Genomic DNA, 7,107 nt, shown 5'->3' on the forward strand with positions numbered 1-7,107 from the left:
GCGGCAACTTCGCCTCCTCGATGACGAACATCACCGCCTTCTTCCCCCAGCGCCACCAGGGCTGGGCCCTCGGACTCAACGCGGGCGGCGGCAACCTGGGCGTGGCCGTCGTCCAGCTCCTCGGTCTGCTCGTCATCGCCACCGTGGGTGACACGCATCCCGCCCACGTCGCCGCCTTCTACCTGCCGTTGATCGTCGCCGTCGCGCTGCTCGCCGCGCTGCGGATGGACAATCTGGCGCGGGTACGGGGTGAGAAGGGCTCCCTGCGCGACGCCGTGCGCACCCCGCACACGTGGTGGATCTCGCTGCTCTACATCGGCACGTTCGGCTCGTTCATCGGCTACGGCTTCGCCTTCGGTCTGGTCCTGCAGACCCAGTTCGGCTCCAGCCCGCTGGAGGCGGCTTCGTACACGTTCCTCGGCCCGCTCCTCGGTTCGTTCGCCCGCCCCTTCGGCGGCCGGCTCGCGGACCGCTGGGGCGGGGCGCGGGTGACCGCGTGGACGTTCGTGGCGATGGCGGCCGGGACCGGCGGACTGCTCCTCGCCTCCGCACGGGGGTCGTTCGGACTGTTCGTGGCCGGGTTCACCGTCCTGTTCGTGCTCACCGGGATCGGCAACGGCTCCACGTACAAGATGATCCCGGCCGTCTTCGCCGAGCGGGCCGGCCGTGAGGTCACCGACGGCGCGGACGCCACGGCGGCGTTCGCCCGCGCCCGGCGCCTCTCGGGGGCGGTGATCGGCATCGCGGGTGCCGTCGGCGCGCTCGGCGGGGTCGCGGTGAACCTGGCGTTCCGGGCGGCGTACGGCTCCGAGGGCGGCAGCGGCGCCCCGGCGTTCGTCGCCTTCCTCGGCTTCTACGCGCTGTGCGTGGCGGTCACCTGGGCGGTCTATCTGCGCCCCGCCGTCCCCGCCCGCGAGGCGCCGGCGGCCCCGCCCGCACGCCGTGGAGTCAGCCGTGTCTGACCTCCCTCCCGGGTCCCGTACCGTCCATACGCACTGCCCGTACTGCGCGTTGCAGTGCGGGACGAAGCTCAGCCACGCCCTCGGCGAGGTGTCCGTCTCCCCGTCGGCCTTCCCGGTCAACCAGGGCGGTCTGTGCCAGAAGGGCTGGACCGCGCCGGACGTGCTGACCGTGTCCGACCGGCTGCGGGAGCCGCTGGTGCGTGGCGGGGACGGACGGCTCGCCCCGGCCGGCTGGGACGCCGCCCTCGACCTGGTCGCGGAGCGGCTGGGGGCGATCCGGCGGGAGCACGGCCCGGACGCGGTCGGTGTCTTCGGCGGCGGCGGGCTGACCAACGAGAAGGCGTATCTTCTGGGCAAGTTCGCCCGCCTCGCGCTGCGCACCAGCCGGATCGACTACAACGGCCGCTTCTGCATGTCCTCGGCCGCCGCCGCCTCCAAAGCCGCCTTCGGCGTCGACCGGGGTCTGCCCTTCCCGGTCACCGATCTCGGGCGCGCCGACGTGGTGCTGCTCGCGGGGGCGAACCCGGCCGAGACGATGCCGCCGCTGATGCGCCATCTGGACCGGGCCGCGCTGATCGTCCTCGACCCGCGCCGCACCCCGACCGCCGCGCGGGCCGCGCTGCATCTGCGCCCGGCACCCGGCACCGATCTCGCCCTGGCGCTCGGCCTGCTGCAGCTGGCGCTGATCGACGGACGGCTCGACCACGCCTTCGTCCGGGAGCGGACGAACGGCTTCGAGGCGGCCTGGCAGCGGGCGCTGCCGTGGACACCGGAGCGGACCGAGCGGGTGACCGGGGTTCCGGTCGCGGACCAGCGGGAGGCGGTGCGGCTGCTCGCCGACGCGCGGCGGGCGTACATCCTCACGGGGCGGGGCGCCGAACAGCACAGCAAGGGCGCCGACACGGTCTCGGCGTTCATCAACCTGGCGCTCGCGCTGGGGCTCCCGGGCCGGGAGGGCAGCGGCTACGGCTGTCTGACGGGTCAGGGCAACGGACAGGGCGGGCGGGAACTCGGCCAGAAGGCGGACCAGCTGCCCGGCTACCGGATGATCACCGACCCGGCGGCCCGTGACCACGTGGCCGGAGTGTGGGGTGTGGACGCCGCGTCCCTCCCCGGCCCGGGACCCGGCGCGTACGAACTCCTCGACTCGCTGGGGACCGAGAACGGTCCGCGCGCCCTGCTGGTGTTCGGCTCGAACCCGGTGGTGTCCGCCCCGCGCGCGGGGCACGTCACCGAGCGGCTCGCCGCGCTCGACCTGCTGGTGGTGGCGGACTTCGTCCCCTCCGAGACCGCGCGGATGGCGGACGTCGTGCTGCCGGTGACCCAGTGGGCCGAGGAGGAGGGCACGTTGACGAACCTGGAGGGGCGGGTGCTGCGCCGGAGGGCGTTGCTCGACGCGCCGCCGGGAGTGCGGAGCGACCTGGAGGTGCTGCGCGGGCTCGCGGTACGGCTCGGGGAGCCGGCCGAGCGGTACCCGGCCCGGCCGCGGGAGGTCTTCGAGGAGCTGCGGCGGGCGACGGAGGGCGGTCGGGCGGACTACTCCGGCGTGAGCTACGAACGGCTCGACGCGGGCGAGGCGCTGCACTGGCCCTGTCCGGCGGTGCCGTCGGGGCCCGCGCATCCGGGCACCCCCCGGCTCTTCCTGGACGGCTTCGCCCATCCGGACGGGCGGGCGCGCTTCCTGCCGGTCGAGCACCGTGACTCCGCCGAACTGCCCGATGGGGAGCTGCCGTTGTACGCGACGACCGGCCGGGTGCTGGCCCACTACCAGTCCGGTGCGCAGACCAGGCGGGTACGGCGGCTCGACGAGGCCGAGCCCGAGCCGTACGTGGAGATCCACCCCGACGCCGCCCGGCGGGCCGGGGTGGAGGCGGGCGGGCTGGCCCGGGTGGTGTCGGCGCGCGGGTCCGTGGTGGCGCGGGTACGGCTGGTGGAGAGCCTGCGCACGGACACGGTGTTCCTGCCCTTCCACTTCCCGGGCGACGGGCGGGCGAACCTGCTGACCGGCGGGGCGCTCGATCCGCGCAGCGGGATGCCGGAGTTCAAGGTGAGCGCGGTACGCGTCGAGCCGGCACGGACTCCGGTGGACGAGGCCGCCGCCGCACGGACCGCGGTGACCGCGTGAACGGGCGGATCCTGGTCGTCGGCAACGGCCTCGCCGCGCACCGGCTCACGGCCCGTCTGGCCGCCCTCGGGCACGAGGGCCCGGTCACCGTCCTCGGCGACGAGCCGCACCCCGCGTACCAGCGCACCCTGCTCGGTTCGGTCCTGGCCGGCGGCCTGCCGCCGGGCGCGCTGACGCTGCCGCCACCACCGGCGGGGGTGCGGGTACGGACGGGCCTGCGGGCTCTCGCGATCGACCGCGAGCGGCGGACCGTGCGGTGCGCCGACGGCACGCGCCTGGGCTACGACACGCTGGTCCTGGCGACCGGCGCGCGGCCGTCCGGCGATGTGCACACCCTGGCCGACTGCGCCCGCCCGGTGCGCGGCAAGGTGGCCGTGGTGGGCGGCGGCGTCCTGGGCGTGGAGACGGCGTCGGCGCTGCGCGCCCGCGGCCACCGCGTGGTCCTGGCGCACCCCGGCCCGTATCCGCTGCACCGTCTCCTGGACGAGATGGCCGGGCAGTTGGTCGCCGCGCGTCTGGAGTCCCGGGGCATCGAGCTGCGGCTCGGCGCGTACGTCCCGGCGGGCGACACGCTCGGCGCGGACACCGTCCTGCGGTGCACCGGCACGGCCCCGGAGACCACGCTGGCCGAGCGGGCCGGTCTGGCGGTCCGGCGCGGCGTCGTCGTCAACGGCCGCCTGCGCACGAGCGACCCCTCGATCCGGGCGATCGGCGCGTGCACGGACACCCCGGACCTCGTGGGAGCACCGGACCTGGCCGGCACGCTGGCGCAGGCGGAGACCCTGGCCGCGCTGCTGACCGGCGGCGACGCCTCGTACGTCCCCGCTCCCCCGGTGGTCCGGCCGCGCGTCCCGGGGCTGGACCTGCTGTGCCTGGGGCCGCGCGGGTGGACGGCGGAGGCCGGCGGCGACGAGACGGTGACCTTCTCCGACCCGGCGCGGGGGCGGTACGCGCGAATCGAGATCACGGAACAGAAGGTGGTGCGGGCCGTGCTGGTCGGATTGCCCGAAGGGATCGCGGCCGTGAGCCAGTTGTACGACCGCGGGCGCCCCGTGCCGGCGGACCGGCTCCCGCTCCTGCTCGGCCCCGGAGCCGGGGCCGCCGACGACGGCGATCCCGCCGCGCTCGCCGACGATTCCGTGCTCTGCCACTGCAACAACGTCAGCAAGGGGACCGTCGTGCGGGCCTGGCAGGACGGCGCGCGGGACGTCGGAGCGGTGGCCGCGGCGACCCGGGCGACCACGGGCTGCGGCGGCTGCGCCGACGCGGTCCGCGCGGTGTGCGCCGCGCTGCGCGTGCCGGAGGGCGTCCGATGAGCCGCCGGACGCTGGTCGTCGCCGGCTACGGACCCGTCGGGCACCGGCTCGTCACGGAGCTGCGCACCCTGGACCGCACCGACGGATGGCGGGTGGTCGTGCTCGGGGAGGAGCCGCGGGGCGCCTACGACCGGGTCGCGCTCTCCTCCCTCGTCTCCGGCCCGACACCCGCCGATCTCGCGCTGCCCGCCCCCGACTCCCTGGTGGACGTGCGTCTTTCCACGACCGTGACCGGGATCGACCGGGAGCAGCGGACCGTACGGTGCGCCGACGGCACGCGCCTCGGCTACGACGCCCTGGTCCTGGCCACCGGGTCCCGGCCCTTCGTTCCGCCCGTCCCCGGCCACGACCTGCCGCACTGCTTCACGTACCGAACCGTCGAGGACATCGACGCGATCCGCGCCGCCGCCCGCGCCGGCCGCCCCGGTGTCGTCATCGGCGGCGGGCTGCTCGGCCTGGAGGCCGCCGACGCGCTGCGGCACCTCGGGATGCGCCCGCACGTCGTCGAGGCGGCCCCGCGCCTCATGCCGCTCCAGGTGGACGCGGGCGGCGGACGGCTCCTCGCCGCGCTGGTGCGGGACCTCGGTGTCGAGGTGCACTGCGGGGCGACGACGGTCTCCGTGGAGGCGGACCGGGTGCGGCTCGCGGACGGTACGGAGATCGAGGCCGGCCTCGTCGTCTTCTCCGCCGGGATCCGGCCCCGTGACGAGCTCGCCGCGGCCGCGGGCCTGCCGACCGGCGAACGCGGCGGATTCCTCGTGGACGACCGGCTGCGCACGGCGGACGGGCGGATCTGGGCGGTCGGCGAGTGCGCCGCCGTCGAGGGCCGCTGTCACGGGCTCGTCGCCCCCGGTCTGCGGATGGCCGCCTCCGTGGCCCGGCAGCTCCTCGGGCTCGACCACACGCCGTTCACGGACACCGGCACGCCGACACGGCTCAAGCTGCTGGGCATCGGGGTCTCGGGCTTCGGCGACATCCATGCCCGCACCGAGGGCGCGATGGAGTTCAGCGAGGCCGACGGGGCCGGCGGCCGCTACCGGAAGCTGGTCCTGGCGCCGGACGGCCGAACCCTCCTCGGCCGGGTCGAGGTCGGCACGGCCCGCCCCTGAACCTCGGGGGCCGGCGCCCGCCCCTGAACCTCGGGAGCCGACACGCGCCCCTGACCAGGGGCCGGAGCAGCGCGACGCGGCGCCGCCGGGGTCTCCCGGGGCGCCGCGGGGGGGGGGGGCCGCCCGGCCCGGGCGGGGCGGGCGGCTGGGCGAAGGGACTGGACACGAGGCCGCAGCCGGTGAGGCCTGCTGCCAGGACGGCGATGAGCGGTGCCTTTCGCACGGTGTCGAACCCCTTCGATTATTGCGACGTGCTTTATTACGACAAACGACAACGCAACAGACCGTACCGGACAGCCCTGCGGGCGTGATCACGAGCACGGCACGGTCGCCGGGGACGCGCTGGGGGAGCAGGCGCCCGGCCAGGTCACCGCCCTGCCGGATCCGGGGGGGCGACGGGAGCGCCGGGCGCGGGATGGGCGTGGCGCCGCCGGCCCCGGCGCGGGAGTGGGGCTCGCCACCGGCGGGCGGCGGAGCCGGAATGTGACCGTAGGGCCTGCCGATTCGGGACTTTGGCCACTGGGTGAGGGCGTCTCCGGGGCGCTTGGATCGCAGACGCATCCAAACACCGGCGGAGCCCTGACGCTCCGCCGTCCAGAAGGGCGTTGCCTTGGCGGTTTCCCATGAGTTCACCGGCGTCTTCCACGCGGAGCATCGCGAGACCCGCGACCCGTCGCCCTCATCGATCGGCGCCTTCCGGACGGCCGGCGCCACGAGGGGGAACGCCGGCGCCCGCGCCGCCCGCGAGGCCGTCCGGGCGAAGGAGCTCGCCCTGCTCGCCTGGGCCGGTACGGTCCGAGCCCGACGTGTCTGAGGCCAGGCCGCCCCTTCTCATCCAGGGCGGGATGGGGGTCGGCGTGTCCGGGTGGCGGCTGGCGCGGGCCGTCGCCCGGACCGGACAGCTCGGCGTGGTGTCCGGGACGGCGCTGGACGTCGTGCTGGCCAGGCGGCTGCAACGCGGAGATCCGGGCGGGCACCTGCGCAGGGCGCTGGCACACTTTCCGGCTCCCGAGGTCGCCGAACGGGTCCTGTCCCGGTATTTCGTCCCCGGTGGCGCCGGGGACGGCCTGCCGTACCGGCCGGTGCCCCGGCTGGGCCTACGCTCGCACCGGGTCCGGGACGAGCTCACGGTGGTCGCGAACTTCGCCGAGGTGTTCCTTGCGAAGGAGGGACACGAGGGCCCGATCGGGATCAACTATCTGGAGAAGATCCAGATGGCCACGCCCGCCGCCGTCTACGGGGCGATGCTCGCCGGTGCCGACTACGTGCTGATGGGGGCGGGCATCCCCTCGGAGATCCCGCGGCTGCTCGACGCGCTCGCCGCGCACCGGCCGGCGCGGATATCGGTCGCGGTGGCGGAGGCCGACGCGGAGGAACGCCACACCGTCGGCATCGACCCGGTGGCGCTGCTCGGCCGCACGCCCCGACCGCTGGAGCGGCCCCGGCTGCTGGCCATCGTCTCCTCGCACGTCCTGGCCGCCTACCTCGCCCGCTCCCCGCAGACCCGCCCGGACGGGTTCGTGCTGGAGTCGCCGGTGGCCGGCGGGCACAGCGCGCCGCCCCGGGGCAGGATGCGGCTCGACGCCGTCGGCGAG

General features: G+C 75.8%; 6 protein-coding genes. All 6 read left to right on the plus strand.

Translation table 11 applies throughout. The annotated features are described in order from the left end of the window. On the plus strand, nt 1-962 hold a 962-nt coding region (locus tag AB0D99_RS35370; protein ID WP_362372258.1), incomplete at its 5' end, for an MFS transporter. Then, nucleotides 955-3,087, plus strand: a complete 2,133-nt coding sequence (locus AB0D99_RS35375) for a molybdopterin oxidoreductase family protein (protein WP_362372261.1) — start codon at nt 955-957, stop codon at nt 3,085-3,087. The genes AB0D99_RS35370 and AB0D99_RS35375, both read left to right, overlap by 8 nt. Further along, complete coding sequence (locus tag AB0D99_RS35380; protein WP_362372264.1) at nt 3,084-4,403, plus strand: FAD-dependent oxidoreductase; 1,320 nt, start codon at nt 3,084-3,086, stop codon at nt 4,401-4,403. The genes AB0D99_RS35375 and AB0D99_RS35380 overlap by 4 nt, the downstream gene beginning before the upstream one ends. Beyond that, entirely contained in the window at nt 4,400-5,512 is a 1,113-nt protein-coding gene (locus AB0D99_RS35385; protein WP_362372267.1) for an FAD-dependent oxidoreductase, read from the plus strand. Before AB0D99_RS35380 ends, AB0D99_RS35385 begins: the two co-directional genes overlap by 4 nt. Before the next feature lie 610 nt (nt 5,513-6,122). Continuing rightward, nucleotides 6,123-6,326: a hypothetical protein gene (locus tag AB0D99_RS35390; protein ID WP_352072771.1), complete on the plus strand. Its 204-nt coding sequence runs from the start codon at nt 6,123-6,125 to the stop codon at nt 6,324-6,326. Further along, on the plus strand, nt 6,319-7,107 hold a 789-nt coding region (locus AB0D99_RS35395), incomplete at its 3' end, for a hypothetical protein (RefSeq protein WP_362372271.1). The genes AB0D99_RS35390 and AB0D99_RS35395, both read left to right, overlap by 8 nt.

The organism is Streptomyces sp. NPDC047971 (assembly GCF_040653355.1).
Lineage (GTDB): Bacteria > Actinomycetota > Actinomycetes > Streptomycetales > Streptomycetaceae > Streptomyces.